Here is a 26,689-nt window from a genome sequence, read left to right on the forward strand (position 1 = left end):
TCACATTCCGATTAAGAAAACTTCAGCTTCATTTTTTTATTTTGCGATCGCGACAACATCACAAAAAATTAAATCCACCCACACATATTGCAAAAGCAAAAATCCTGTGCAAATCTTGCCCTATCCGATATTGCAGATACATGTCTGATATACCGGACAACTCAGTAAGGAGTTGTCCTGATTAAAAAGGAGCAGAGTTGCATGACGATCAAGCGTTATGGCATTGAGGGTGGCACCGGCACCGGCGGCCAGAAACTGCCGTTCGCACGGGCGGTAGAAGCTGATGGCTGGCTGTATATCTCCGGCCAGACACCGATGCGCGATGGTGAAGTGGTGGAAGGCGGCATCATCGAACAGACCCGGCTGGCGTTCGAAAACTGCCTGTCTATCATGCGGGAAGCCGGTTACCGGGTGGAAGATGTGGTGCATGTCACTGCGGTATTAACTGACGCCCGCTACTTCAGTTCATTTAATAAAGTATTCAGTGAGATATTTAGCGGGAACCCTCCCGCGCGTATTTGTAGCGTGCAGGATTTAGTTGTCGACTGCAAAGTTGAAGTCGATATGAAATGTTTTCGTACCGATCGTAAATAACATCACCTCACCAACAACAGTCTGAATTTTTTATTTTTTGCCCACACCAGGGTGTGTCGTTAATAAGTCATGTTTTTTCATGTTGTCTCCATTAAATAAGAGAGCATAAAAAATGAATGCAATTTCGTTGAAGATGAGCGCCAGAATGGTCGCAGGTGCGCTGGTTATGCTGGCCGTGGCTGGCTGTACCCCCACCGAGGAGAAAAAAGAGGCGGGTGCGGCACCACAATCCGCGCTGCAAACCGTATTACAACGCGGCACCCTGCGCGTCGGTGACTGTCTGAGCTTCGCACCTTTCGGCTTTTACGATAAGGACGGCAATCCCGATGGCTATGACGTCGATTTAGCCAAAGCGCTGGCGAAAGAGATGGGCGTCAAGCTGGAAATGGTCAATACCACCAGCGCCAACCGCATCCCCAACCTGCAAACCAATAAAGTGGACGTGGTGTTCTGCAACTTCACCCGCAATCTGGAACGCGCCAAAGAGATCGGTTTCACTAACCCGTATGTGGTAGCGAGTGAAGCGATGCTGGTACGCAAAGAGAGTGGCATCAAATCCGCCCACGACATGGCCGGTAAAACCATCGCGACCGTCAAAGGTTCAACCAACGGTGACGAAGTACGCAGCATGGGTATCGACGTGAAAATTCAGGAATACGACTCTTCACAGGCAGCGATTCTCGCCGTGAAACAGGGCCAGGCGGATGCGATGATCGAGGATAACAACTTCCTTGCGTATCAGGCCAAACTCGATCCGACGCTGACCGTCACCAACGAAGCGCTGGTACCGCTGGAATACAACGCCTTTGGGGTGAAACAGGGCGATCAGGTATGGCTCAACTATCTGAACGAATTCCTGTTTGAAATCAATGCTTCCGGTGAGAATGCCACGCTGTACCAGAAATGGTTTGGCAGCAAACCGCGTTACCCGCTGAACCCGCAATTCTGATTGTCTGCGGCGCAGCGCTGCATGCTGCGCCGTCAGAAGGAGTAGGCCCATGAGTTATCAATGGTTAACCCTGTGGAATTATGGCGAAACTTTTCTGGCCGCCGCCTGGCTGACCCTCCAGGTCACCCTGCTGGCTTTTGTGCTGGCCGTGGCGCTGGGACTGCTGGCAGCACTGGCGAAAGCCTCGACGCTGGCACCGGTGCGCTGGGTAAGCCACTGTTATGTTGAATTTATCCGTAATACGCCCGTACTGCTGCAAATCTTTATTATCTTTTTCGGGCTGCCCTCTCTCGGCATCACCATGAGCGCCTTTACCGCCGGTGTGCTGGCGCTGGGTATCAACGTTGGTGCGTATCTGTCGGAGACTTTTCGCGCCGGGATTCAGTCCGTGCCGAAAGGACAGCTGGAGGCGGCGTGGATTCTGGGCATTCCGCGTCGTCAGGTGTTTCTCAGCGTAGTGCTGCCCCAGGCCGCGCGCGCTGTATGGCCAGCGATTATCAATAACCTGATTCAGTTGCTACTCGGCACGTCGTTGCTATCGGCAATTGCCTTGCCAGAGCTGACCGGCACAGCAACGGTGATCAACGCCCGTACCCTGCTCTATATCCAGACTTTCAGCGTAGTGACGGTGGTGTATTTGCTGCTCAGCAACCTGTTTTCCTGGCTCGGCAATCTGGCAGGACGACGGATGTTTCATCCGCCGCTGGTGACCCAGGTAAAAAAGTCCGCCTGGTGGTGGGCAAGAAAATGGCTGACTAACCCACTGAAACGGGAGAACGCGCTATGAGCGACCTGATCATCAGTTCTTTACCGCTGCTGTTAAAAGGGCTGGGTATCACCCTGCTCCTGTCGGTGGCAGCGATTGTTGGCAGCACCTTACTCGGTCTGCTCGCGGCCGTGCTGCGAACCAGCCGATTACCGGTCGCGCGCCAGGTTGCCGTGCTGTATACCGAGCTGTTCCGTGGCACACCGGTGCTGATCACCCTGATGTTTATTTACTTTGGCGTGGCGTATTTCGGCTATGAAATTAACCTGTTTGCCGCCGGAATTCTCGGCCTGAGCATTTATCAGGGCGCGTATATTGCCGAAGTTTTTCGTGCCGGGATCGAAGCCGTGCCAAAAGGACAATGGGAAGTGTCATGGATCCTCGGCCTGTCGAAACGCCAGACCTTTCTTAGCGTGGTCCTGCCGCAGACGCGCGGCATCGTGCTACCGCCACTGGTAGGCCAGTACCTTTCCCTGATTAAAGACACCTCAATTGTCAGCATGATCGGCATGTCGGAACTGATGCATCAAGGTCAGGCGATTGTTGACCGCATCGGCCAGCCGGTAGTGGTGTATGGCCTGGTGGCCGTGCTGTACTTCGTTGTGTGCTTTCCACTTTCCCGTTGGGTTCAACATCATCAAACCAGGAGCCAGTTATCATGAGCAAATCCGCCATTACGCTGAGCCGTATTACTAAATCCTTTGGTGCCACCCAGGTACTGAAAGAGATCAGCCTTGATGTCTCGCCCGGCGAAGTGCTGGTGTTGATTGGTGCATCGGGTTCGGGGAAAAGTACCGTGCTGCGCATTATGAGCGGGCTGGAAACTGCCGACGGTGGCGAGATCTGGGTCAATCAGGTGCCATTGCACGATCGCAAACGCAGCCGGGAAATCTGTGGTCACGTTGGCATGGTGTTCCAGCAGTTCAATCTGTTTCCGCATAAAACGGCGCTGGGTAACGTGACGCTGGCGTTGATCAAAGCGCAGAAACTCTCCGCAGCGGAAGCCAATAAACGCGGCATGGCGGCACTGACGCGCGTCGGTCTGGCTGAGCGCGCACATCACTATCCAGCGCAGCTGTCCGGTGGACAGCAACAACGCGTGGCAATTGCCCGTGCGCTGGCGGTTGAACCTAAAATTATGTTTTTTGATGAAGCCACGTCAGCTCTCGACCCGGAGTTAGTGGGCGAGGTGATGGAAGTGATGCGCAGCCTGGCACGTGAAGGCATGACCATGGTGGTGGTGACCCACGAGATGGGTTTTGCCCGCAAAACGGCTGACCGCGTGGTATTTATGGACCAGGGCGTGATTGCCGAACAGGGATCGCCAGAGCAGATTTTCGTCCATCCACAAAACCCGCGCACGCAGCAGTTTTTAGCACGCGTACTTGAACATTGATCGGGGGCGTTATGTCGATTCAATTTCCTCTGGTAGCGGATGGCAAGCTGGATGCACAACAACACGCACCGCGATTCAAATCGGTCGCCGGTGCGGGTGACGCGCCGTTGCCGATTGGCACCGCCGTGCTCAGCAGTGAACAGGTGTTTTCACCGTTGCTGCTGATGAAGCAATCGGCGCTGGAAAACAACCTGCGCCAGTTGGCTGATTTCTGCCGTGAACAGGGCGTGATGCTGGCGGCACATGGCAAAACGTCAATGTCGCCCGCCATTCTGCGCCGCGCCATTACCGAGGGGGGAGCCTGGGGACTCAGTGCCGCCACCCCAGCACAGGTACGCGCGCTGCGTCAGTTTGGTATTCGCAACGTCTTTCTCGCCAATCAGCTGGTCGATCCTGCCGGTATCCGCTGGATTGGTGAATGGCAAAAACAGCATCCCGACCACGGTTTTCTCTGCTACGTAGATTCACTACAGGGAGTACGCTTGCTGGAACAGCACCTCGGTGACAGCCAGATTGCGGTACTGCTGGAGATGTCGGTCAGTGGCGGGCGCACCGGTTGCCGTACCCAGGCCACTGCGCTGGAGATTGCGACAGCAATCGCTGCCAGCCCTGCCCTGCAATTGGTGGGTGTCGCAGGCTATGAGGGCGCATTGGGGGCGGGTCGCGATAGCGCCGGTATCGCCCGGGTACATGACTATTGTCAGATGCTGATCGCCACTGCCGCACGGCTGGCGGAAAAACAGCTGTTCGCGAGCGACCACATTATTCTCAGCGCCGGTGGCGGAGCCTGGTTTGATGTAGTCACCGCCTGTTTTACCGAAGCGCAGCTGCCATTCCCCGTTACCCCGCTGATTCGTTCCGGTGCTTATATGGCGCACGATAACGGGTTATATGCGCGTATCAATCCCTTCTCGCAACCGGGTGCCACGCATCACTTTAATGCCGCGCTGGAGATCTGGGGTCGTGTGTTATCACGCCCGGAGCCGGGACTGGCATTTGTGGATTTCGGCCGCCGCGATGTGCCGTTCGATCAGGATTTGCCGAACCCGATGTGGGTACGTGATGCCGATGGCAGTACACCTCGTGCGGCTGGCGCGATGCGTATCAGCGAAGTGAACGATCAACATGCGTATTTGCTGCTGCCGGAAGCAGACGAATTAAAGGTGGGTGACTGGGTTGGTTGTGGGATTTCGCATCCCTGCACCGCTTTCGATAAATGGCGCTATCTGCCGCTGGTGGATGATGATTATTGCGTCACAGATTCACTGGAAACAGCATTCTGAGTCATATGTCGCCAATGGCGGCCCTTGATTTATGAACGCCATTTATAGGGGCTAACGACCGAAAAAAGTCCATTCCACCGCCCACCAGGCGCTATGCTTTTTAGTTCTCCATCGTCACAGGAAAGATAAAAATGCAAAGCGTCCTGTTAAATAACGGCGTCAGTATGCCGATGCTGGGATTCGGCGTTTACCAGATTACCGACCCGGCAGAGTGTGAAAAATCAGTGCTGGATGCCATTGAGGTCGGCTATCGTCTCATCGACACCGCAGCGGCCTATCTGAATGAAACCCAGGTCGGAAACGCTATCCGCCGAAGTGGGATCAAACGTGAAGAACTGTTTATCACCACCAAGCTGTGGTTGCAGGACACCAGCTACGAAGGGGCTAAAGCCCAGTTCGAACGTTCTCTTAACCGCCTCCAGCTTGATTACGTGGATTTGTATCTAATCCACCAGCCGTATGGCGATGTGCATGGTGCCTGGCGCGCGATGGAAGAATTATCGGAGCAGGGCAAAATCCGCGCCATCGGCGTGAGCAATTTCCACCCGGACCGACTGGCAGACCTGATCGCCTACAACCGTATCGTTCCGGCAGTGAATCAGATTGAGGTCAACCCCTTCCACCAGCAGCTGCATCCTGTTGCGTGGATGCAAAGCCGCCAGATTCAACCGCAGGCATGGGCACCTTTCGCTGAGGGACGTAATAACCTGTTCGAAAATCCCCTGCTCACCGATATCGGTAAGCGTTATGGCAAATCGGTCGGGCAAGTGATTTTGCGCTGGTTATGGCAACGCGGCGTGGTGTCGCTGGCTAAATCCGTGCGCAAACAACGGATGCAGGAAAACTTTTCCATCGAAGATTTCGCGCTCAATGCGGAAGAGATGTTGTTAATCACCGCGATGGATAGCGGCACCAGCGCCTTCTTCTCGCACCGCGACCCCGCTCGCGTTGAGGCGATCACCAAACACAAGCTGGATATTTAAGCCGGGTGGCCAGAGGTTCGCCTCATTATAGTTAATGAACTTATATCTGAGATTCATAAATGCTTCGAGATGAGCTGGGAATCAACCGCGCTGTATTACCGCATTATCAATGAGCAGGTGGAACAGGATATGATCGCCTCGCGTATTGGCCCCGAGCTGCGCCTGGCGGTGGTGGGAACACCCAACTTTCTCTGGCGTTTCAGGTATTTTTACAGACCTTACGCCAGAGAAATGAGGCAGCAGAAAAGCAGCGCAGGGAAAAGCGCTTACGCTGAAAGCGCCAGCTTCACCGCATCCTGCGCATGAATCAGCGTGGTATCGAACAACGGCACTGTCGCATCTTCCGGTTTGACCAGCAGGGTGATTTCGGTACAACCGAGAATGATAGCTTCAGCGCCATCAGCCACCAGCTGCGCGATAATCTCGCGATACTGCGCCCGCGATTCATCGCGAATCACACCGAGACACAATTCCTGATAGATGATGTCGTGTACCACTTTGCGTTGCGCAGCGGCGGGCACCAGTACCTCGATGCCGTACTGCTGTTGCAGGCGACCTTTATAGAAATCCTGTTCCATAGTGAATGCTGTTGCCAGCAACCCCACGCGTTTTACCCCTGAGTGACGAATACGCTCCGCCGTGGCGTCAGCAATGTGCAGCAGTGGAATCTGCACCGCCTCCGTGATCTGATGAGCCACTTTATGCATGGTATTGGTACAAAGCACGATGAAATCCGCTCCACCCTGCTCCAGACTGACGGCGGCAGCGGCCAGCATCTCTCCGGCTTTTTCCCATTCTCCGGCCATCTGCATTTTCTCGATTTCCTGAAAATCGACGCTGTACATCAAGCTACGCGCAGAGTGCAATCCACCCAGTTGCTGCTTCACCTGCTCATTGATAATGCGGTAATACAGCGCGGTTGATTCCCAGCTCATCCCACCAATCAGACCGATCAGTTTCATTGTGCGTCCTTTGTTTTGTCCGGCCATCGTGCCGTCGGAAATAACGATAACCGAATATTAAATAAATGGAACAGCGGGACAAACAGAGCGCGATCCTGTAACGCCCCCGCCTCCAGTCCCAGCAACAAACGGTTCAGCTCCAGCAACAATGCCGCTTGCGGCTGGGTTTGCAGCGACTTCAGACGCTGTTTCAGGAACAGACTCAGCTCGTGAAACATCGCTCCACTATCAATGTTATGCGCTGCCAGTAAGGTCTGATGACGTGTATAGAAGTCATAGCAATTAGCTCCCAGCCAGGCTTCAGCAATCAGGTTTCCCCCCGCCACCAGGTCCGGCACCGGATCAACGCGTTTACGTGGCAGGATCACATTCACCTTATCCAGCGTGCGTGCCACAAATTGCTGACGCATCGACAGGGTTACGCCATTAAGCCGCATCGCCGAAAGAAATTGCAGCAGCTCGCGGATACCTTTCCGCATCGCGCGTTTCGCCGTCCACGATGGCCGTTTATTACGGATCAAGGCGGTAATCACCACCCCAAAGACGATACCCAGCATGGTGGAGAGCACAGCGTTCACTATAAGCAGCAGATCAGGTTTGAAATGATGGCTCATGCCGATAAAACCGGGTATCTGCGTCGCGACGATCAGGCCAATCAGGTTAGTGGAAGGATTGGCGATCACCAATCCCAGTGCCAGCAAACCTGGGGCCAGACAAAGGATCAACGCTTCAAAGGTGATGGCCTGTGGGATAAGAAACACGATGTACATCAGACTGATGGCTACCGCAATGATCACCCCTTTCAGGAACAACTTCATGGGGGCGATCGGGCTATCCATTCCGGCAAAGAATGAACACAGCACCGCCGCCATCATCGGCGCGGTCGAACCATCCACCCAGCCACTGCCGATCCAGAACAGACAGGTGGCAAAAGTGGCGATAAACGCGGTAAAGGATGAGAGCAGCAACAAACCTTTGTCGATATGCCGATGGGTACGAGCCACGGTTTTTCCGGGTTTCACCGTTGGTGTCCACTCACTCACACGCTCGCTGACGCTGTGGTAAGCATGGGCGATGCGCACAAAGTTCAGCAACCGTTCCAGCAATCCGAGCAATAAAATGCTCTCCTCGCTGTTCAACCTGCCCTCTTCCCATGCCTGCTTCAGTTGATCCTGCGCCGCCACCAGATTGGCATGCACCGGTTGATCGTCATCACCATTCAGCCACAGCAGGAATTGCTGAAACGCCTGCGCAACATATTCGGGGAAAAGAATGTTCTGTTGTGCCAGCAGGTTAAGCCGCGACTCAATGGCTGTCAGCGTCGGAATCAGATAAGAGAGATGTTGATATTGCACGCTGACCAGACGCACCAGACGACGCGCGGAGTCTCCTTCATAGACACAATGGGTAATCAGCGTTTCCACATTCAGCGGGTAGTTCGCCATCTGAATCAGGATGCCTTCCCGTTCAACCGTCTTCTCGGCTGGCATCGCGGTTACCAGCTCACGGCACAGATTGCGTGCGTTCTGATACCACTGGCTGACGCTCTGCTCCAGCAGATGACGCATCGACACCGGCATAATCAGGCGATGCACCAGGCTGCTGCACACAATCGCCACCGTGATTTCTTCAATACGTGAGATGACGGTGTAAGTAATCGACGCCGGTGACGTCACATCGGGGAACCCCATGATGGCTGCGCTATATCCCGCCAGCATAAATACATAACTTTTCGGCGTGCGGTCGTGCAACGACAGATAGAGGCAGACCGCCACCCACAGCGAGATTGCGAGGCTGAATAGCATCGGATCCTGCACCGTAGCCGGGTAGATCAGCAGCGTGAACAGGCCACCCAACAGCGTACCAAAGAAACGGAAGATCGATTTCGACACCGTTGAAGCGGAGTAGAGCTGGGAAGCAACGTACACTGTAGTCAGCGACCAGGCCGGTTTATCGAGATTGAGTTCCAGAGCAATGTAAAAAGCCAGAAAGGCAGCAAGACAGGTTTTGGCAGAAAACAACACTGCGCTTTGAGAAAACCACTTCATAAAGCTTAAAAGACCTTGAGCAGGCAGGGAGGAACTCTATCCTGGCAGAAGCCTCTGTGGTTGGCATTTTGATTTGTTATACAAATTATTACCGTGCTAATTATATGGGCATCTATGGAAATTCCGCGCAACATTTTTCCCGCTTTACTGATTACAGTGAATGTGAACAAATCAGCAAATAAAGTTATAAGCGATCAAAAATAGTTATTTATTGGTTATATATGCGCTTTGCTATGGTGGTGAAAAAACCACGAGAGAACAACGATGAAACGTAAAACGCATGTATTAAGCACGCTGGCGTTAAGCCTTGGGCTGCTCTCCGCACACAGCTTCGCGGCGAATCCGCAAACCGTCACTATCGGTTATCAGAAAGCCAATATCTTCGCGCTGCTGAAATACCGTGGCTCGCTGGATGACACCTTTAAAAAAGAAGGGATTAACGTTCGCTGGGTCGAATTTCCTGCCGGACCACAAATGCTGGAAGGACTGAACGTCGGCAGTATCGATCTCGCCGCTACCGGGGATGCGCCACCGGCCTTCGCTCAGGCGGCTAAAGCGGATTTGGTCTACCTCGCGCATTCACCGGCTAATCCGAAAACGGAAGCAATCGTGGTACCCAACGATTCACCAATCAAAAGCGTGGCCGATCTCAAAGGCAAACGCGTTGGTCTGAATAAAGGCTCGGACGTCAATTATCTGCTGGTGAAAGCGCTGGAAGAAGCCGGGCTAAGCTACAAAGATATCAAACCGGTTTATCTGCCTCCCGCCGATGCCCGTGCTGCGTTCCAGAAAGGTGCGATTGATGCCTGGGTGATCTGGGATCCGTTCCTCGCCGAAGTGGAAGCGCATACCGGCGCACGTCAGGTGCGCAATGCCGAAGGCCTGGTACCACATTACACCTTCTATCTCGCCAGCCGTCATTTTGCGGAAACGTATCCACAAGCGGCGCAACAGGTGGTAGATGAGCTGAGTAAGCTTAGCGACTGGGCTAACCAGCACCAGGATGATGCCGCTGCGATTCTGTCAAAATCAACCGGGCTGGATAAAGCTATCTGGCAAACCACGCTGGCACGCCTGCCCTATGGCGCGCAACGCATGACACCGCAGGTATTTGCTGAACAGCAGGCTCTGGCGGATAGTTTTACCCGTGTCGGCCTGCTGCCGGTGAAGGTGGACGTACGCAGCGCAACCTGGTCGCTGGATAAAAAAGCAACCCAATAATTTGCACATACCTTAGCTGCGCAATTTATCGCGCGGTATTTTCCAACACCGCGCGCGGAATTGCGTGATAAATCACGCCGCTACACCCCGCCGATTTGCCAGATGGCTGTCGGTGGTGTGCCATTCACCTTCCAGTCGCCAATATCGCGTGCTTTGTAGATCACCGGATTGTGGGAAGCCACGGTACGGGCGTTACGCCAGTGGCGGTCCAGCGCTTTGCTCAGACGGGTATCGGACGCCCCCAGCGCATTGAACAATTCTGTCGCGGCACGGGGCACCAGTTCACTGGCAATCACCTGCGCCTGTCCGGCTTCGGCTTCCGCCTCTGCATTGACGGCGTTGATGTAATCCTCATCAGCGCTGATATGCGCTTCATATGCTGATTGCAGTGAATGTGCCGCGCGGATCACCGTCGCCTCCACGGCAAAGGCCAGGCTGGTCACTTCACCGACCACCTGCAACACCTGCACATCCTGACGTGACGCGCTGCCGTTGCTGTGGCTGTAAATCCTCTGGCGAGCCGCCACCCCCTGTGCCGCATCCCGCGCGGTCGCACGGGCAATACCGGCCAGCGTCGCCAGCAATACATGTTGATAGAACGCGGTTTGATAGCGGAAGCGCTCGGCAAAATCGAACACATGCTGCTGCTCAACATAGGCGTTCTCAAAACGCGTGGTGCCGCTGCCGGTTAAGCGCTGCCCGAAACCATCCCAGTCATCTTCACGACTCACGCCGGGTTGATGGGTGCTGACCAGGGCAATCACATCGCCCTGGTTGTCATTGCGCCGTGCATAGACATCAATCCAGTCGGCAAACAGGGTACCGGTGCTGTAAAACTTCTCGCCGTTGAGCGTCCAGCCTTTTTCATTCGGCGTGACGCGGGTAACAACATCACCCAGTTTAACCGTGCCAATTTCCGTCCACCCGCTGCCCACCAGCTCGCCATCGATAAAACGGCGGAACCAGCCATCACGTTCCTGACTATCCGGCTGATTCAGTCGATCTTCGACAAAGGCAAAATGTGCGCGCAGCGCCTGTGGCAGATTGGAATCCGCTTCGGCCAGTTCGGTCAGCAACTGGAACAGCTGCGGGAGTGATGCCCCCCAGCCACCTTTTTCACGTGGGATACGTACCGTGCCAAAACCCGCCTCTTTCAACCATTGCAGGGGGGCATCCGGTAGCGTGCGGTGACGTTCGCGGTCGGCAGCACCCGTCGCGATGCGGGCAAACACCGGGCGGAAATGGGCGGCAAGCTGGGTGTAATCAGTGCCTGTGGCAAGTAAGGTCATAGTTTACTCCTGAGGAGAAAGGTCATCGATATCGTGACGGGTTGGCTCATGGCGCACCGCCAGCAGAAAGAAGATCGGGATAAGCGCGCTGAGTGACACCACCCAGAACATGTTGGTACCGAGCGCCGATTGCAGCATCGGCAGAATAAACAGCGCGAGAGCGCTACCAATGCCAGACAACGCGCGACTGAAACCAACGCCGGTGGCACGAATCGATGTGGGATAAGACAACGCCGGATAGACCATCAACTGCGCCCCCGGACCAAAACCTTCGGCAAACAGCCACAAACCCAACATCAGCACGGCAAACACGATGCCCGCGACCGCCTCGGGATGACCAATCAACGCCAGCGCAATCAGGGCGAAGAATTGCAGGGCAAATCCAGCGATCGCCACATGACGCGACGGATACTTCCACGCCAGACGCATGCCCAGCAGGCCGCCGGTGAAGGCGAACAATGCATTCAGGCCGAGCGAGGCCGAAATAGTTTCAAATACGCCTGCGCCGAGAAATTGCGCCAGAATCGACGGCAGGAAGAAAGCAATCGCGGTGTATTCAAACGAGATGCAGATGTTCATCACCCCAGCCACGATGGTGCGTTCACGCCACGGTTTTTGAAACAATACGCGGAAACTCACCTTTGGCGCGGCTGATGCCGGAGGCGCTTCTGGTTCCGCTTCATGGGCATGGATGCCGTAAGAATCACGCAGGATACGTACCGCCGATTTCAGGTCACCCTGATTGGCCGCCCACAGTGGGGATTCGTTCATAAATTTGCTGCGCACCGCAATGATCAGCAAGGCAGGTACTGCGCCAAACAACAGCGAAGCACGCCACAGCCAGTCGAGGTGTTCTTTCGGTAACAGGAAATAGAGACCGAAGATCAGCAGGAAGCAAAGTGTCGATGCGGCATACCACATCGGACACCAGGCGGCGAGCCGGGCGGCTTTGTTGCCTTTCCCGGCGAATTTGGAAAATTCCGCCAGGTACGACATCGCCACGGGCAAATCAATCCCCACGCCAATGCCCATCAGGAAGCGTGCACCAATCAGTACCCAGACATTGGGTGCCAGCCCGGCAGCAATGGCCGACACCACGAAGAACAGCATGTCGGCCATAAATACCGAGTAGCGGCCATATTTATCGGTCAGCCAGCCGCCAATCAGGTTACCGACGATGGTCCCGACCATGATCGATGAGGTCACCAGCCCGGTAATAAAAGGAGAGATCTGGAATTCGCGCACCACGTCATCAATACCGTATGACAGCGTAGTGAGATCATAGGCGTCGAGGAAGACGCCACCAAGCGCAAGAAACACAATCATGCGGGCATAGTTGTTTTTCTCACTGCGGGTGTTGATCAGCCGCGCGACATCGCTGACCGAACGAACCGGCTCTGAAACCGGCAAGGTGTTTTCTAAAGGGATGGTACTCATAACGCCTCACGATGTTTTTAGTTATGCAGGTGAGGTTGTTATAGGCGTTAAATCCAGCGATGCAAAACAACAAATATGGATATTAATTTGTTATATATCAATAACATAAACAAATAAAAAACACAAAAGCCCGGTCACGCCTCGCGTGACCGGGTAAGTCGGATAAAATGTGGGTTTAGTCAGCGGATACCGGCACCAAAACACCTTTTACCAGTGGATCATTGGTAGTTTTTAACCATTGTTGTAAGCGGGGGTCAGAAAACGCTTTTTTCAGCTTTTCGATATTCTCCTGCGACAGATACGGCGTGCCGATCACCAGCTGCGAGGCAAAAGTCCGTGGTGCGGGCGGGAACAAAATCCCTTTGTCGCGTGGCACTTTACCGGCATCAAACTGCGATACATAACCAATTGCGGCGTCAACGGAGTTCAGCGCACGCGGCATCGTCAGCAAATCCAGCTCTTTGAACACAAAATTATGCGGATTGCCGGTGATGTTTTTCAGTTTTGCCGTACGGGGCTCGACATTCGGGTCGAGAGTGATCAACCCCTGGCGTGCCAACAGCCACAGCGCCTGCCCCTGGTTCGCCCCATCATCCGGCACGACAATGGTGGCACCCTGTGGCAAGTCTTCTACCGAGCGATAACGATCCGAATAGATACCAAATGCCCACTGGAACAACGGCAGCGCAGGCGTCAGGGCAAAATTATTCGCATCCACCACCTGCTTCAGCCACCATTGGTGCTGGTAAACCGTGGCGGCGTATTGTCCCTCGGCCACTGCCCGATCGGCCTGTACCGGGTCCTGAACCCCTACCGCCTCCAGCTTCAAACCATAATCTGGCGCGATATGGTCGTTCACAAACTCAATCAGCTTCTGCTCGCCTGCCATCGCCGGTTCATAGTGAATTTTTAACGTGGAGCCAAACACTACTGCTTGTGGTTGCTGGCTACGCCAGAACCATGTCGCCGCCGCGCCAGCAATGACCACTATAATCAGTAGCAGCCACGGCCAGCGGCGGGTTTTACGTAACTCAAATTCCTGTGTTGTCATAGCGATGTCCCCTGAGGATGGCGTAATGCGGTAACCAGGCGGTCACCGAGAAATTGAATCGTTTGAATAAAGGAGATCAGCACCACGATGGTGGCAATCATGATGTGGTTATCAAAACGCTGGTAGCCGTACACCACCGCCAGATAGCCAATCCCGCCTGCGCCGATGGTGCCGGCAATCGCGGAATACTCGATCATGGAAATCAGGTTGAGGGTGATGGCGGCGACGATGGCTGGCAGGGCTTCACTCAGCTGCGCCTGGCGAATGATCTGCCAGCGCGAACCACCGCATACCAGGCCCACGGCCGTCACTTCTCCCGGCAATTCACGCAGCGCGTTATCCACCAGGCGGCCAAAAAATGGGATACCCGCCGCGATCATCGGCACCACCGCCGCCGGAATGCCGATGGTGGTGCCAGTGAGCCAGAAGGTGAATGGGATAATCGCTGCCATCAGTACCAGAAAAGGCAACGAACGCCCCATATTGACGATCCAGCTCAGTACCCGATTTACACCACGATGGGGAAACAGCCCCCGCGCGGAGGTGTTAAACAGCACCCCCCCTACAACCCCGCCGCAGGTTACGACAAACAACATCACGATACCGACCATTAACGCGGTTTCACCGATGGCAGGCAGCATCAGCGCCGGGATCTCGTTCCACGGGGTATCCTGACTCATCACCGAGACGCTCATACCGCCTCCTTCAGCATCGTTACACCCGCGACCACGCTGGCACTCAACCCCAGCTGTTCCAGTTGGTTGAGTAGATGCGATAGCGACACACGCTCACGCTGGAAATGCACACCAACCTGCAATCGTCCCAGCTGCAGGCCATTAACCTGCTCAACGTGCGCCCCCAACAGATCGATACGCAGCGCGAATTGCTGGCTCAGCCGCGATATCCAGTCACTGGCGACCGGCACATCGGTGCGATAGCTGAGTTGCAGTACCAGTTCTGATGACGCGGGCTGTGGAGCCAGCGGCAACAACTGCTGTGCCAGGCGCGAATCAGGCTGCGCCAGCAATTGTTTCACCACGCCGTAATGCACAATCTGCCCGTCACGAATCTCCGCGACGGCGTCTGCCGCACGGCGCACCGCGTCCATCTCATGGGTGATTAATACGATTGCCAGACGATATTCATCACGTAGCCTGCGCAGCAGGTCGAGAATGGTGACGGTGGCTTCCGGGTCAAGGCCGGATGTCGCTTCATCGGCCAGTAATACCGAGGGACGCAACGCCAGCGCACGGGCGATACCAATGCGCTGACGCTGTCCACCGGAAAGCTGCCCGGGAAAAGCGCGGGCTTTATGACTCAGTCCGACGTTTTCCAGCAACTCCCCTACCCGTGCGGCGATATCGCGTTCAACCACCCCGAGATAACGCAGTGGCAGCGCGACGTTTTCCCACGCTGATTTACGCTGCAATAATGCGGAAGACTGAAACACTGTCCCGATGGCACGTCGTTCACGCCGCAGCACCTCACCACTCAGACGTGAAAGATCGTGACCATTAACGCGGATGCTACCCGCACTCGGCTGTTCCAGCAGGCTGATGCATTTCGCCAGCGTCGATTTCCCTGCGCCACTTGGCCCGACCACCGCCGTGATGTTGCCGGGCTGGACTTCAAGGCTGATCGACTTCAGTACCTCGGTCACCCGGCCATCGGGGGCGCGATAGCGCTTACTCAGCGCGTCGATTTCGATCATATGACCTCCTGCGGTACAGACTGCACGCGGTAACCGGCCCCGGGATGCGGTGCCTGCAACTGTGGCCCCGCAGCGAACAATTTTTCACGCAGTGTGCCGCTGGCGTAGTCCTGCTTATATGCGCCACGTTTTTGCAGCTCAGGGATCAGCAGCTCCACCACATCCTCGAAGGTTTCGTGAGTCAGCGCATACGCCAGGTTAAAGCCATCGACGTCAGTTTCTTCCACCCAGCTTTGCAGTTCATCGGCTACCGTTACCGCACTGCCGACCAGCAGTGGGCCAAAGCCACCAATGCCAACCCACTCCGCCAGCGCGGCAACCGTCCACTGGCGATTGGGGTCAGCCGTTGAGAAAGTTTCAACCGCCGACTGGATGGCGTTGGTGTGCAGATACTTCAGCACCTGATCCGGTTGGTACTGACCGAAGTCGATACCGGTCCAGCCTGATACCAGCGCCAGCGCACCTTCGTAGCTCACCCAATTTTTGTATTCCTGCCATTTCGCCTGCGCCGCTTTATCGGTTTCACCGACAATCACCGTTTGCAGGTTAAAGATCAGAATGCTGCGCGGATCGCGCCCCGCTTCTGCCGCGCGACGACGAATGTCCGCCACGGTTTTCTTCAGTAGCACTTTGGAGGGTGCAGCCACGAATACGCATTCAGCGTGTTCCGCCGCAAATTGCTTGCCCCGGCTGGAAGCCCCTGCCTGATACAATACCGGCGTGCGTTGTGGAGAGGGTTCGCAAAGGTGAATGCCCGGCACGCTAAAGAAGGTGCCCTGGTGGTTGATAGGATGAATTTTGCGTGGGTCGCTGAAGATACGCCGTTCGCGGTCACGCAGCACCGCGTCCGCTTCCCAGCTGCCTTCCAGCAGTTTATAAACAACCTGCAAATACTCGTCGGCATAGTCGTAACGGCTGTCGTGATCGGTTTGCGCTTTATGACCGATATTGCGCGCGCCACTCTCCAGGTACGACGTGACAATATTCCAGCCGATACGCCCTTTGGTCAGATGATCGAGTGTCGAGAGACGGCGGGCAAACGGATAAGGGTGTTCAAACGACAACGATGCCGTCAGCCCAAACCCCAGATGCTCGGTCACCAGCGCCATCGGCGTAATCAACGCCAGCGGATCGTTCACTGGAACCTGTGTCGCCTGGCGAATGGCCGCATCACCATTACCGTTAAGGACATCGTAAACACCCAGCACATCGGCGATAAACAGCCCATCGAATTTTCCGCGCTCCAGCAGGCGGGCTAAATCGACCCAATATTCCAGGTCTTTATATTGCCAGGAACGGTCACGCGGGTGCGCCCACAGGCCCGGCGACTGGTGTCCGACACAGTTCATATCAAAAGCATTCAGGCGAATTTCACGTTGCGATGGCATAGCAATCTCCATAGCGAGGCCGTGATCGCTGTGCGACCCGGCGTTCGTCAGTTAATTTTTTGGGAAATGTTGGGGAATTAAGGGGCGAAAGGGGGACATCGCTCCGCGTGAGTGAGTGGCAGCGATGCCAGAATCTGGCGTGCGACGTCAGCGGCATGATCAGCCACCTGCGGCAAGCCCATCAGCTCACCAAAGCGCGCGCGGGCTGCCGGGCCGACAACGAACAACCCGGCGTTCGGCTGGCCGGATTGCGTCAGCGTATGGGAGTGGCGATCGACATCAATGCCAAATCCCAGCGCATCGGCGCGAATGATGCCCTGTTGACAGAGCGACTTTAGCAACGGCTGGCTGGCGGTCAATGCCTCATGGCCGGGGCCGGTCGTGACAATCAGATGATCGAGTTGGTGATTTTCCGTCGCGCCATGGCGCGTACGCAGCTGAATTCTCAGTTGCTTCTCGCCGGCATCGATTCTGATCAGGCGTGCGGCTAACACGCGCAGGCTGCCCACCTGCTGGCGTTCAGTTATGGCCGCCGCCACCTGTGGCGCGATGCGGTAACGATGGACATCCCACCATGAACGCAGATGACGCACAAAACGTTGCTGCTCCCGTAGCGGCAAGGACTGCCAGATATCCTGTCCCTGCACGCGCACTTCATCCAGCACGCGCTGCCACGGCAATTGTTGTTCGGCGGCACGTGCGACTTCCGCACGGATATGGTGTAGCCACTGCCGTACGCTCGGTTGCTGCTGCGGAGCAAGCGTCCACTCCGGCCAGTCTCCGCTCAGATTGGCACGCGACAGTTGCCCACGACGTGAGAACGCCAGCAACGGCCCGTGATGCTGACGCGTTGCCAGCGATGCCACCACATCCGCCATACTCAGGCCGGTACCGATAATCGCGATCGAGGCATTCACGGCAATGTTATCCAGCACTCCCGGTAGCCAGGGATTGGCAATCAATGCCGGATGTGCCGCAAAAGGGAGTAAGGCGCGTGGCAGTGCCGGTGGCGGATGGCTGATCGCCAATGCCAGTACATCGCCTTGTAGCGCTTTCCCGTTGCTCAGCAGCAGTCGCTCCCCTTCCCAGGCGATGGCGCTGGCCTGAATGTGCTGCAATGCCACCTGTGGATGTTGTAAGGCTGCCTGCGCAAATTGCTCCGCCAGATAGCGACCAAACATCCCACGTTGTGGGTAAACCGCGCCATCAGCGCAATGCGCTACTGAATCCAGTGAACATTCGGGTTGCTGACGATACCAGCGGTCGAAAGCGCCCTGCTCGTCACCGCTCAGTTGCATACGCGCAGCGGGTACGTTGATGCGATGCGCAGGCTCCCGGGTCGAATAAGCCACGCCAGCGCCGAGGCTGTCTCTTGGTTCAACCACTGTCACGCGCAGGGGCGTCGTCGCAGTTCGGGCAAGATGAATCGCAAGCGCCGTACCACTGAACCCGCCTCCAACGATAATCACATGCGGTGTCTGCATCGCCTTGTCCCCATTGCCTGTATGCATTTCCTATATAACTTTATTAAAAAATGAACATTCGGGTGAATTTATTTAGTTATATAGACCATAGCGAAAACCATGCCAGCTTCGCAATTTCGATAAATTACCATTTATCAGTAGGTTATTGTCTGGTGCTGCTATCTGGCCTATTGCAATCGCAACCGTACCACAACAGCATTTGTTGCATTTGCAACTCGTTATGCTTTTTTCCTGCTGTTCATAGTGAACGTGCCTGGTTAGCGTGTGGTTATGCTTCGCTAAGGATACACACCATGCTGACAACCTATGCTGATTTCAATGATTCACCCCGTCTGGTTGATCCCGCATCACGCGCTTTCCAGTCGTTGCTTGATAAGTTTGCGCCGACTGATGCTACGGTGCTGATTGTCGGCGAGACCGGTACCGGAAAAGAAGTGGTTGCGCGCTATCTACATCATAACAGCGCACGCCGTCATGGCCCTTTTCTCGCCGTCAACTGCGGCGCATTAGCTGAGAGCCTTGCCGAGGCGGAGTTATTCGGGCATGAGAAAGGCGCGTTTACCGGCGCGACCCAGGCGCATCCGGGTTGGTTTGAATCAGCTCAGGGTGGCACACTGCTGCTGGATGAGATTGGCGAACTCAGTTTGCCATTGCAGGTTAAACTTCTCCGCGTATTGCAGGAACGCGAGTTTACGCGTGTCGGTTCGCGTAAACCCATCAAAGTGGATGTCAGGGTAATTGCAGCCACACACGTTGACCTCGCCCAGGCAATTCGTGAACGCCGTTTTCGTGAGGATTTATTTTATCGTCTCAATATTGCTGTAGTCCCGTTACCCCCCTTGCGTCAGCGGCGCGAAGACATCCCGGTGCTGGCTCAGCATTTCCTTAACCTGTATTCACGACGCCTCGGTCGTCCGGCAAGGCGGTTGTCATCCGAGGCGCTCGAAGCGTTACTCGAATACAGCTGGCCCGGCAATATCCGTGAACTCGAGAATACATTGCATAACGCGGTTTTGCTTAGCCGGGAGGAAATCCTTACTCCCGCACAACTGCGACTTGCCGGTTACAGTGAACACCGCTTTGCTGATGTACCAGATTCGTCACTTGATAGCTTTTTACGTCAGCATTTAGCCAATGAGCCACATCAGTTGTTTGACCGGGTGATCAATAGCCTGATCAACAGCGCACTTGAATTGACTGATAACAATCAGACCCAGGCCGCCACGTTATTAGGTATTAGTCGCCATACCTTACGCACTCATTTGGCCAATCAGGGCGTGATTAAAGGCCGTCGCAAATCCCTTTCTGCTCCCCAGATATCTTCCCTGATGTCTCCGTCTGGTGAGCGCGAACTTCGTATTGGTTACCAAAAATTTGGCAATCTTGGCGTGTTAAAAGCCCGCCAGAGCCTTGAACAGTGCTTTGCAAAGCAGGGGGTAAATGTACTTTGGAGTGAGTTCCCCGCGGGCCCCCAGTTACTTTACGCCTTGCAGAACAATGAAATTGATTTCGGCACAACCGGGGAGGTTCCCCCGATCTTTGCGCAATCCAGCGGTAATGCGGTGACTTACATCGCCTGGGAACCCCCTGCGCCGAGCAGCGTTGGCATCGTTGTCCCCATCGAAAGCGACATCACCACACTGGCCGATTTGCGCGGTAAACGCATTTCTGTCAATAAAGGCTCCAATGTTCATTGGTTGTTGTTGCAGTTGCTGGATGAAGCGGGGATTGGTCTTGATGAGATAAAAGTGGTTTACGCTCCGCCAAAATATCCGTTAACCGTAAGCGATTATCTTGCTGTAGATGCCTGGATGATGTGGGACCCATTACTTAGCGCGGCAGAAAGTAACCCCACATTACGTATTATCGCCAATGGAGAAGGGCGCGTTCGGAATCATCAATTCTATCTGGCTCGCCGTGATTACGTGCAGCAGCACGATGACATTGTGCACCAGCTGGTGGAGGCCTTGCAGCAGACCGGGCAGTTTATCGATAGTCACAGACAGGAATCTGCCAAGCTGCTGTCCCAGGAATTGGGTCTCGAAATTCACTCGGTTGAGCGTGCTTTATCGCGTCGCAGTCACCAGACCCGAGCTATGGCTTTTGAAGTTATCAGAGAACAGCAGACGATTGCCGATCGTTTCTATGCGCTGGGTTTAATTAATAAACCGGTTCGGGTCAGAGATGCTGTCTGGCAATTCTCTTCTACATTACGTTTGCTGGCTTGACTTGAGGCTCATAGCAAATTGCTGTGTGATGAAAGTTATCCACTTTTTCTGTGGATAAATCGTTGCATATCATCTGGCTAATTTTGGCCAGTATTTATTATGGCGTCTCGACAGGGTGCATAAATGTGGCGATTTCACCCTGAAATCTTTTTCTAAAAGTCATTATATTCATAGAGATAGGCGTGAAATCGGCGTGGCGAGCTTTATAATTTCCCGAGCAGTGCAGATCCAGACAATCTTAATTTAATGGATTGTTGCCTTCACACCGGGATGGTTAATTTGCCGTCACCGGTTGTGTTCAGTGATGGGAAGGATTGTCCGTGATGAGTGAAATCATGGCGATTTCAGCCTGAAATTTTAGACCTCATTACTGATATTTCATGCAGTTAGCGGTGAAATTACGCTGGCGAAGGAAAAGGAGGCAAAAAAAACCGCCCGAAGGCGGCATTGCTTATTGATTGAGGTATTTGTTCAGGGTCTCGTTAATCACCCGATCCAACTCGTCCTGAAGTTCTTTTGACTGTCGATTAAATTCATAGCTGAACATGCGACCACGCGTCTTTTTACGTGCAAAGCGGTCTTTGTCAGCAAAGGTCCAGAGTGCGGTGGCGACGACTTTATCTTTAGCGGGTGACTGCACCAGTGTCTGGCTGCCATTACGCACCAGACGCAAAATACCGTTCTTCACTTCATCTTCCGCTAATCCGTCTCTGGCACAAACAGTATCAACATCCATACCAATGGCATCAATCAACGCATCAACCGTCTGCCCTGTCTCCTGCAACTTTTCATAAGCCTGCAACAGAGATTTATAATCGGGATAGGTCAGCTCTGAGTGGTTAGGGAATAACGTGATGAGATCGGCAGGCACACTGGCCGCCTGCAATGCGCGTGTCACTTTGGCCTGGGAAAGACCTTCGCTCTGGGCAATCTCTTTTTGCGACAAACCACCATCTTTCAGCGCCAGCAGGCGCATGCCTACCTCACGCAGGTTGTGTTCACGGGCAGTCTGAATATCCTGTGCAAGACGACGGGCTTCTTCTGCCGTAATTGAAGCATCGGTAACCAGAACATCAAGACCCGTTTTACAATGCAGCGCAGCAGCACGGCGGCGTGAACCATCGAGAATCTCGATACGGTCATCACGCTTGACGCCAATGGCCGGAAAGAACTGCTGGAGTTTGATGGTACGGATAATGTCGCGCAGTGATTCGGGTGTCAGACCCGATTGGTCACGGCCGTTGGTTTCCATCACGACAAAGGTTTTATCTTCGATATCTTTTGCAGCAATGTGCTCCAGTGTGAACTGGGCGCGTTTACCTGTGGACAGGATAAAAGTCTGGGTATGGCCTTCTGATGTTTCTTCTGTTTGCAGCGGTGTCTGGCTAAAAGTTCTGCCAATCGTTATGCGTTTTGCGCTCATAGTAACCTCAGTTCAGGCGAATAAATTCAATGCGATCAAACACGGCTTTGGCAAAATCCTCCGCAGCCGAACGCGCATTCTTCAGGGCTTCACTGCTACCTACGTAGGTAGAAGGGTTGGCCGAAATGACTGTGTCGAATGATTCTCCGCAGCGCTCAAAACCATCAAGCCTCGGTAAGGCGGCATCCAGCATGTCACCGCCAAAAATCTCTTTAGCAAGGCTGTGGCAGAGCTTGTGGTCCGCTTTGTTGGAGAGCTTCGACATAAATCCAATATTGCCCTGTAAACGACAACTTGCGCCGGATTCTTCAATGATGCCAATCAGCTCTGGCAGACGCGTCAGATACTTCAGGGTGGAGTGAAAATCGACCTGTGCCGGAGGTACTGGCGTCATCAGCAAGTCAGACGCGGCAATGGCGTTTTTCAGGAATGCGTCGAGATGAGGGCCACTGTCGATAAAGATGAAGTCATAGTCTTTCTTCAGCTTGGCGATAACATTATCGTGCAATACAGAATGGACATTGTGCTGGGGCAAATGCTCGGCACAAAGCTCATCCCAGCGTGAAGCGATAAACGCATCATCGATGGACGCAGGCAGCACATCCACACCAGGAATAATGGAAGGCACGATAAATTCGTTGAGCAATTCTTCGCGACTGACATTCTGCAACATCGCCTGTGCAGCGGTGGCTTCAACTAATCCCACCGAACGCTCATGATTGAGGAACATGGTAGCGGAAGATTGCGGGTCAAGATCGATAACCAGAATGCGTAAATCTTCAAATAACAGGTGTGGATGTGCGCGCAGCGCGTGGGCCAGCGAAACAGTAGATACCGTTTTCGACACACCACCTTTCAGGTTACCCACAAATAATGTGAATGCATCACCGTGACGATCGCGGTACTTGGGCACACCACGATGATGATAGATGTCGATAATGTTCTGAATCGACATTGCATATTTGGTTGAGCTACCGGCGGCACGCTTATCAAACGGATAACCGTTTTCTTCCATCTCATTCACAGCATAATCGACACTGGCGCGAGTCAGCTTGGGTAACTTTGCCAGTGCCGCTTTAGCGTAAACCTGGTAAAAAGTATTTTCCTGCAACTCTTCTTTTTGTGCCTGAATCTGTTCCGTCAGGCTCATGAGCATTTTCTCAGAACGTTGAGCGACCTTCAGAACCTGCTTTTCATCGTTAGCCATAGTTGCTCCACACATGTAGGATTTATGACTTTATACCGAAATCCTGCACATCAGGCAAATCTATCTCATTTACTCAGAAACAACTGATGTGAACGAAACACCTTGTCCAAGAGGATGTTATTACAAACATTCACTGTAATCAGTGCTGCAATCCTGAGCTGCCAAATGAAATGAATAAAAGATGAGCTGATCATTTTTCGAGCTTATCTGCAAAGATTCACTGTAATCAGTAATGTCGTGGGTAAAAGTACGGAGCAGGGTGCAGGGTGCAGGGTGCAGGGTGCAGGGGAGACAGATTCACTGTAGTCAGCAAGCTTTACAAGCAACGCAGGCATAAACTCACTGTAATCAGCAAAAGATTCACTGTAATCAGCAGCCCGCACGAAACATTCACTGTAATCAGTAACCGTCTCCCACGCGGATAAGCTAACGAAAGCCTGTTTAACACCGATTGAAGGGACCACTATCATTCACTGTAATCAGTAAAAGATAACTCTATCCTGGATTTCATCAAACATTCACTGTAATCAGCAGTCGAAATTTGTGAAACCCATAATCGTTCACTGTAGTCAGTAAGCCAAATTTCCCGGCATCACCAAACGTTCACTATAGTGAGCAGACTTGGCTATATAACTCGCAACCATTCACTATAGTCAGTACGAAGTGTCATCAGATCGGCAATCATTCACTATAGTCAGTCGCTGCTTTCATACTCTGAGCAATCATCGTCTGTCCCTGACTGATGCTTTTACCGCGATATAGGGCAGGGGAACATGAAAACATTCACTGTAGTCGGCAAGATTGAGAGTGCGTTTAAGGGGATTCTCCATGCGTTACGTACCTCAGGCCAAATCAGTAACATTCACTGTAATCAGTGGAGGGTATGCAGACGGAGTGCGTCAGGAGTTCGCCGGGATCAGGAACTGGCATGAGCTCAACATGCGTATCAGGCGTTCACTGTAATCAGTAAGCGGTATCCATGATGAAGAAGTTAAACATTCACTGTAATCAGTAGAGGATGATGAACAGAAGGGGTGATGTTCACTGTAATCAGCAATGGACCACACGAAGTCGATGATGGGTAATAAGCAACGATATCCCAAATTCACTGTAATCAGTAAGGGGTAGTGTTAACTCCTGAGCCGAACATTCACTGTAATCAGTAATGGGTCACACACAAACCCGCTGACGATGTTCACTGTAATCAGTAGAAAAGAACACCGGCAGCCGCTGACATCTGTGTCTCAGCTGCAGAAACAGAACGTTCACTGTAATCAGTGACACCGTGACGTTAGCTGCGGATGGTTTAATTCATGCTATCAGTCGCCAATCATGCGTTCACTGTAGTCAGTAACCGGGGTAAATATTCACTGTAATCGGCAAACGTGACCAACCCTGTCACTTTTTTGTTCCTGAAAATACGTGAGATGCTGATTACAGTGAACACAATGGCTCACAAATAAGTAAGACATTTAAGATCATATACATAAAACAAAACATCCACTGTAATCAGTAAGTTCATCACAACCTAAGCATTCACTGTAATCAGTGGGGACGTATGAGTTGATAGCATTCACTGTAATCAGCAACCCCCCCTCTGATACTTATCTTTTAACCATGAAGACAATAAATGTAAGCACTCACTATCAATGTATAGCAATGATTACTGTCTCTGACACCAATAATATTGATTATGGTTTTGTGATCACAGGCAGGAATGCCGATTACAGTGAACGTTACTGATTGCAGTGAATCTTATGGGCGCTAGCTGATTACAGTGAATGTCAGAAGGGAGGGAAGTGTCACTTTTCGGCTAAAAGTGACACTGCAACGCGTGATGTACTGATTACAGTGAACATGATGACTTAGTCATCAAAATCCAGATCGTCGAGTGCATCAATGCTCTCGAGATTGCTGATCCCATCCAGTTTTGGTGTCCGGCTGTGGATAATAAAAAACACAGAACGTCCACGTTTCACTTCTGAATAGTCGAGATAGCCAATCTCTTTTAATTGCTCCATGGCACGACGTACCACATGGTTCTGGGTGGTGGTTTTCGAACCCAGATTGAGGCGCATACGCAAACGTGCCAATGAGATAGGAGCAGGGTTTGTTGGCAGGCTCTCCAGATAGGTATAAAGCGCCTGAGCAGATTCCTTACGCTTAAGCCGCGAGATAGCGCGGAGTTGCAGTAAAACCTTGTGGTCAAAGTTATACAACTCGAACAGCTTAGGATCCGCCTGAATCCGCACTACGTCCTTTTCCCGATCGTAATAGGCCGATTGTACCAGGTGGGTATGGTAGGCTTTGCCGTTACCTTCAAAGGAGAGGGTATTGGTCGCGATACGGCGTAATGACGCATCTAAACGCTTACGTAAGGCTGCAGAAGAGTTTGCCGAGGGGATCCCGCACATTTTTACGAAATCGATAAACGGCAGCGTTACCGTGTCGCCTTTCGATGGATAACGGGAGAATGACTGAATGATCCCGGCCCAGGTTTTGAAATCATTATCCATATCCAGCCTTGCGCCGGTAATGGTAATCTTTTCATAGCCTTCAGCTTTCACCAGTGAAAGGTTTTTCAGCTCTTTAGTGGCATCGGTTGAAGCCATCGCGCCTGATTTACCACGCGCGGTGGATTTCAGTGTCGGAACAAACAGTCCCAGGCGCATCAAGGCGACCGGTTGTACGGTGTTATTTTTATTAGGGTGTAGCTGAATAACTTCACCGCTGTTTTTTGTCACCGACAGAAAAGGTTCAAGTAACGCCTTGTTTTCACTCTCTTTATCTGCCATAGCCTGAGATCTTCATTCTGTGGATGAAAAGGGTCGGTTTCTGATTACAGTGAACATTAACACTGTTTATAGTGAACATTCTACAGCTTACAGTGAATATAATGCTGATTACAGTGAACACTTTGCTGATTATAGTGAACACGATCACCCTTTCAGCCCTTGGCCGGTGCGGCCTGCGACGATCGGGGATCTCTTTGGATCTCTTTTAGATCTCTCTATGATCTTTCTTAGAGATCTAATCACTGTATAACTGGATAACTCTTTGAAAAACGCAGTCAGAACGTGGAATAAAGCACGATCGGAAATAAAACACCGGCAACGACATATTCAGGATCCTGACATTAGCCGCACGCAAGTTAAACCCCATCTGCTTCTCATAGTGAGAACAACTTTGTCATTAATATTCATTTTTCAATAATCCAGCTGCAGCGTAAGGTAAGCTTCATTGACGACACAAACTCACGATGAAGGTTG

General features: G+C 53.0%; 22 protein-coding genes. 10 read left to right on the forward strand and 12 right to left on the reverse strand.

Features of this window, described 5'->3' with window-relative positions:
* Positions 1 to 201: 201 nt before the first annotated feature.
* The 8 genes from RCF31_RS22170 (at position 202) to RCF31_RS22205 (ending at position 6,277) form a co-directional block, all read left to right on the forward strand.
* Positions 202 to 594 (forward strand): RidA family protein, encoded by a 393-nt coding sequence (locus tag RCF31_RS22170; protein WP_299450392.1) that lies wholly within the window; start codon positions 202 to 204, stop codon positions 592 to 594.
* Positions 595 to 706: 112 nt separating this feature from the next.
* Complete coding sequence (locus tag RCF31_RS22175) at positions 707 to 1,543, forward strand: transporter substrate-binding domain-containing protein (RefSeq protein WP_084881162.1); 837 nt, start codon at positions 707 to 709, stop codon at positions 1,541 to 1,543.
* A gap of 49 nt (positions 1,544 to 1,592) precedes the next feature.
* Positions 1,593 to 2,330: an amino acid ABC transporter permease gene (locus tag RCF31_RS22180; RefSeq protein ID WP_416413422.1), complete on the forward strand. Its 738-nt coding sequence runs from the start codon at positions 1,593 to 1,595 to the stop codon at positions 2,328 to 2,330.
* Positions 2,327 to 2,971 (forward strand): amino acid ABC transporter permease, encoded by a 645-nt coding sequence (locus RCF31_RS22185; RefSeq protein ID WP_299450399.1) that lies wholly within the window; start codon positions 2,327 to 2,329, stop codon positions 2,969 to 2,971. The genes RCF31_RS22180 and RCF31_RS22185 overlap by 4 nt, the downstream gene beginning before the upstream one ends.
* Positions 2,968 to 3,705 (forward strand): amino acid ABC transporter ATP-binding protein, encoded by a 738-nt coding sequence (locus tag RCF31_RS22190; protein ID WP_416413423.1) that lies wholly within the window; start codon positions 2,968 to 2,970, stop codon positions 3,703 to 3,705. Before RCF31_RS22185 ends, RCF31_RS22190 begins: the two co-directional genes overlap by 4 nt.
* 11 nt (positions 3,706 to 3,716) lie before the next feature.
* Positions 3,717 to 4,988 (forward strand): alanine racemase, encoded by a 1,272-nt coding sequence (locus RCF31_RS22195; RefSeq protein WP_416413424.1) that lies wholly within the window; start codon positions 3,717 to 3,719, stop codon positions 4,986 to 4,988.
* Positions 4,989 to 5,119: 131 nt separating this feature from the next.
* Positions 5,120 to 5,971 carry an aldo/keto reductase gene (locus RCF31_RS22200; RefSeq protein ID WP_416413425.1) on the forward strand — a complete coding sequence of 284 codons (852 nt, stop codon included), beginning with the start codon at positions 5,120 to 5,122 and terminating at the stop codon, positions 5,969 to 5,971.
* A 69-nt stretch (positions 5,972 to 6,040) separates the two neighbouring features.
* Positions 6,041 to 6,277 (forward strand): hypothetical protein, encoded by a 237-nt coding sequence (locus tag RCF31_RS22205; protein ID WP_416413427.1) that lies wholly within the window; start codon positions 6,041 to 6,043, stop codon positions 6,275 to 6,277.
* On the opposite strand, the gene RCF31_RS22210 is transcribed toward RCF31_RS22205, so the two are convergent.
* Together RCF31_RS22210 and RCF31_RS22215 are read right to left on the reverse strand one after the other, a co-directional pair.
* Positions 6,238 to 6,933: an aspartate/glutamate racemase family protein gene (locus RCF31_RS22210; RefSeq protein ID WP_299450416.1), complete on the reverse strand. Its 696-nt coding sequence runs from the start codon at positions 6,931 to 6,933 to the stop codon at positions 6,238 to 6,240. The two genes, RCF31_RS22205 and RCF31_RS22210, sit on opposite strands and share 40 nt — an antisense overlap.
* The gene (locus RCF31_RS22215; protein WP_416413429.1) at positions 6,930 to 8,981 is read right to left on the reverse strand and encodes an FUSC family protein; all 2,052 of its coding nucleotides are present in this window, start codon (positions 8,979 to 8,981) and stop codon (positions 6,930 to 6,932) included. The genes RCF31_RS22210 and RCF31_RS22215 overlap by 4 nt, the downstream gene beginning before the upstream one ends.
* 264 nt (positions 8,982 to 9,245) lie before the next feature.
* Here RCF31_RS22215 and RCF31_RS22220 point away from each other — a divergent pair, with 264 nt between their 5' ends.
* On the forward strand, positions 9,246 to 10,202 hold the full coding sequence (locus RCF31_RS22220; RefSeq protein ID WP_416413431.1) for a sulfonate ABC transporter substrate-binding protein: 957 nt from the start codon (positions 9,246 to 9,248) through the stop codon (positions 10,200 to 10,202).
* A gap of 80 nt (positions 10,203 to 10,282) precedes the next feature.
* Here the strand turns inward: RCF31_RS22220 and RCF31_RS22225 are convergent, their stop codons facing one another.
* The 7 genes from RCF31_RS22225 to RCF31_RS22255 all read right to left on the reverse strand — a co-directional run bounded on the left by RCF31_RS22225 (position 10,283) and on the right by RCF31_RS22255 (position 18,562).
* Positions 10,283 to 11,491 carry an acyl-CoA dehydrogenase family protein gene (locus RCF31_RS22225; protein WP_416413433.1) on the reverse strand — a complete coding sequence of 403 codons (1,209 nt, stop codon included), beginning with the start codon at positions 11,489 to 11,491 and terminating at the stop codon, positions 10,283 to 10,285.
* A 3-nt stretch (positions 11,492 to 11,494) separates the two neighbouring features.
* Entirely contained in the window at positions 11,495 to 12,928 is a 1,434-nt protein-coding gene (locus RCF31_RS22230) for an MFS transporter (protein ID WP_416413435.1), read from the reverse strand.
* Positions 12,929 to 13,103: 175 nt separating this feature from the next.
* A complete protein-coding gene (locus RCF31_RS22235; protein WP_299450429.1) occupies positions 13,104 to 13,979 on the reverse strand; it encodes a MetQ/NlpA family ABC transporter substrate-binding protein in 876 nt (291 codons plus the stop codon).
* Entirely contained in the window at positions 13,976 to 14,674 is a 699-nt protein-coding gene (locus RCF31_RS22240) for a methionine ABC transporter permease (RefSeq protein WP_416413437.1), read from the reverse strand. The genes RCF31_RS22235 and RCF31_RS22240 overlap by 4 nt, the downstream gene beginning before the upstream one ends.
* The gene (locus RCF31_RS22245) at positions 14,671 to 15,690 is read right to left on the reverse strand and encodes a methionine ABC transporter ATP-binding protein (RefSeq protein ID WP_416413439.1); all 1,020 of its coding nucleotides are present in this window, start codon (positions 15,688 to 15,690) and stop codon (positions 14,671 to 14,673) included. Before RCF31_RS22245 ends, RCF31_RS22240 begins: the two co-directional genes overlap by 4 nt.
* Positions 15,687 to 17,078 (reverse strand): LLM class flavin-dependent oxidoreductase, encoded by a 1,392-nt coding sequence (locus RCF31_RS22250; RefSeq protein ID WP_416413441.1) that lies wholly within the window; start codon positions 17,076 to 17,078, stop codon positions 15,687 to 15,689. The genes RCF31_RS22245 and RCF31_RS22250 overlap by 4 nt, the downstream gene beginning before the upstream one ends.
* 77 nt (positions 17,079 to 17,155) lie before the next feature.
* Positions 17,156 to 18,562 carry an FAD/NAD(P)-binding protein gene (locus RCF31_RS22255; RefSeq protein ID WP_416413442.1) on the reverse strand — a complete coding sequence of 469 codons (1,407 nt, stop codon included), beginning with the start codon at positions 18,560 to 18,562 and terminating at the stop codon, positions 17,156 to 17,158.
* Between the two features lie 293 nt (positions 18,563 to 18,855).
* On the opposite strand from RCF31_RS22255, the gene RCF31_RS22260 reads away from it, so the two are divergent.
* Positions 18,856 to 20,790, forward strand: a complete 1,935-nt coding sequence (locus RCF31_RS22260) for an aliphatic sulfonate ABC transporter substrate-binding protein (protein ID WP_416413443.1) — start codon at positions 18,856 to 18,858, stop codon at positions 20,788 to 20,790.
* Positions 20,791 to 21,241: 451 nt separating this feature from the next.
* Here RCF31_RS22260 and RCF31_RS22265 read toward each other — a convergent pair whose 3' ends face one another.
* The 3 genes from RCF31_RS22265 to RCF31_RS22275 all read right to left on the reverse strand — a co-directional run bounded on the left by RCF31_RS22265 (position 21,242) and on the right by RCF31_RS22275 (position 26,215).
* Complete coding sequence (locus RCF31_RS22265) at positions 21,242 to 22,213, reverse strand: ParB family protein (RefSeq protein ID WP_084881175.1); 972 nt, start codon at positions 22,211 to 22,213, stop codon at positions 21,242 to 21,244.
* Between the two features lie 7 nt (positions 22,214 to 22,220).
* Positions 22,221 to 23,420, reverse strand: coding sequence for an AAA family ATPase (locus RCF31_RS22270; RefSeq protein WP_084881176.1), 1,200 nt, complete (start codon positions 23,418 to 23,420; stop codon positions 22,221 to 22,223).
* Positions 23,421 to 25,285: 1,865 nt separating this feature from the next.
* A complete protein-coding gene (locus RCF31_RS22275; protein ID WP_299450452.1) occupies positions 25,286 to 26,215 on the reverse strand; it encodes a RepB family plasmid replication initiator protein in 930 nt (309 codons plus the stop codon).
* Positions 26,216 to 26,689: the final 474 nt, after the last annotated feature.

It is taken from the genome of Pantoea sp. App145 (assembly GCF_047947045.1).
In the GTDB taxonomy this organism is placed as follows: domain Bacteria; phylum Pseudomonadota; class Gammaproteobacteria; order Enterobacterales; family Enterobacteriaceae; genus Pantoea.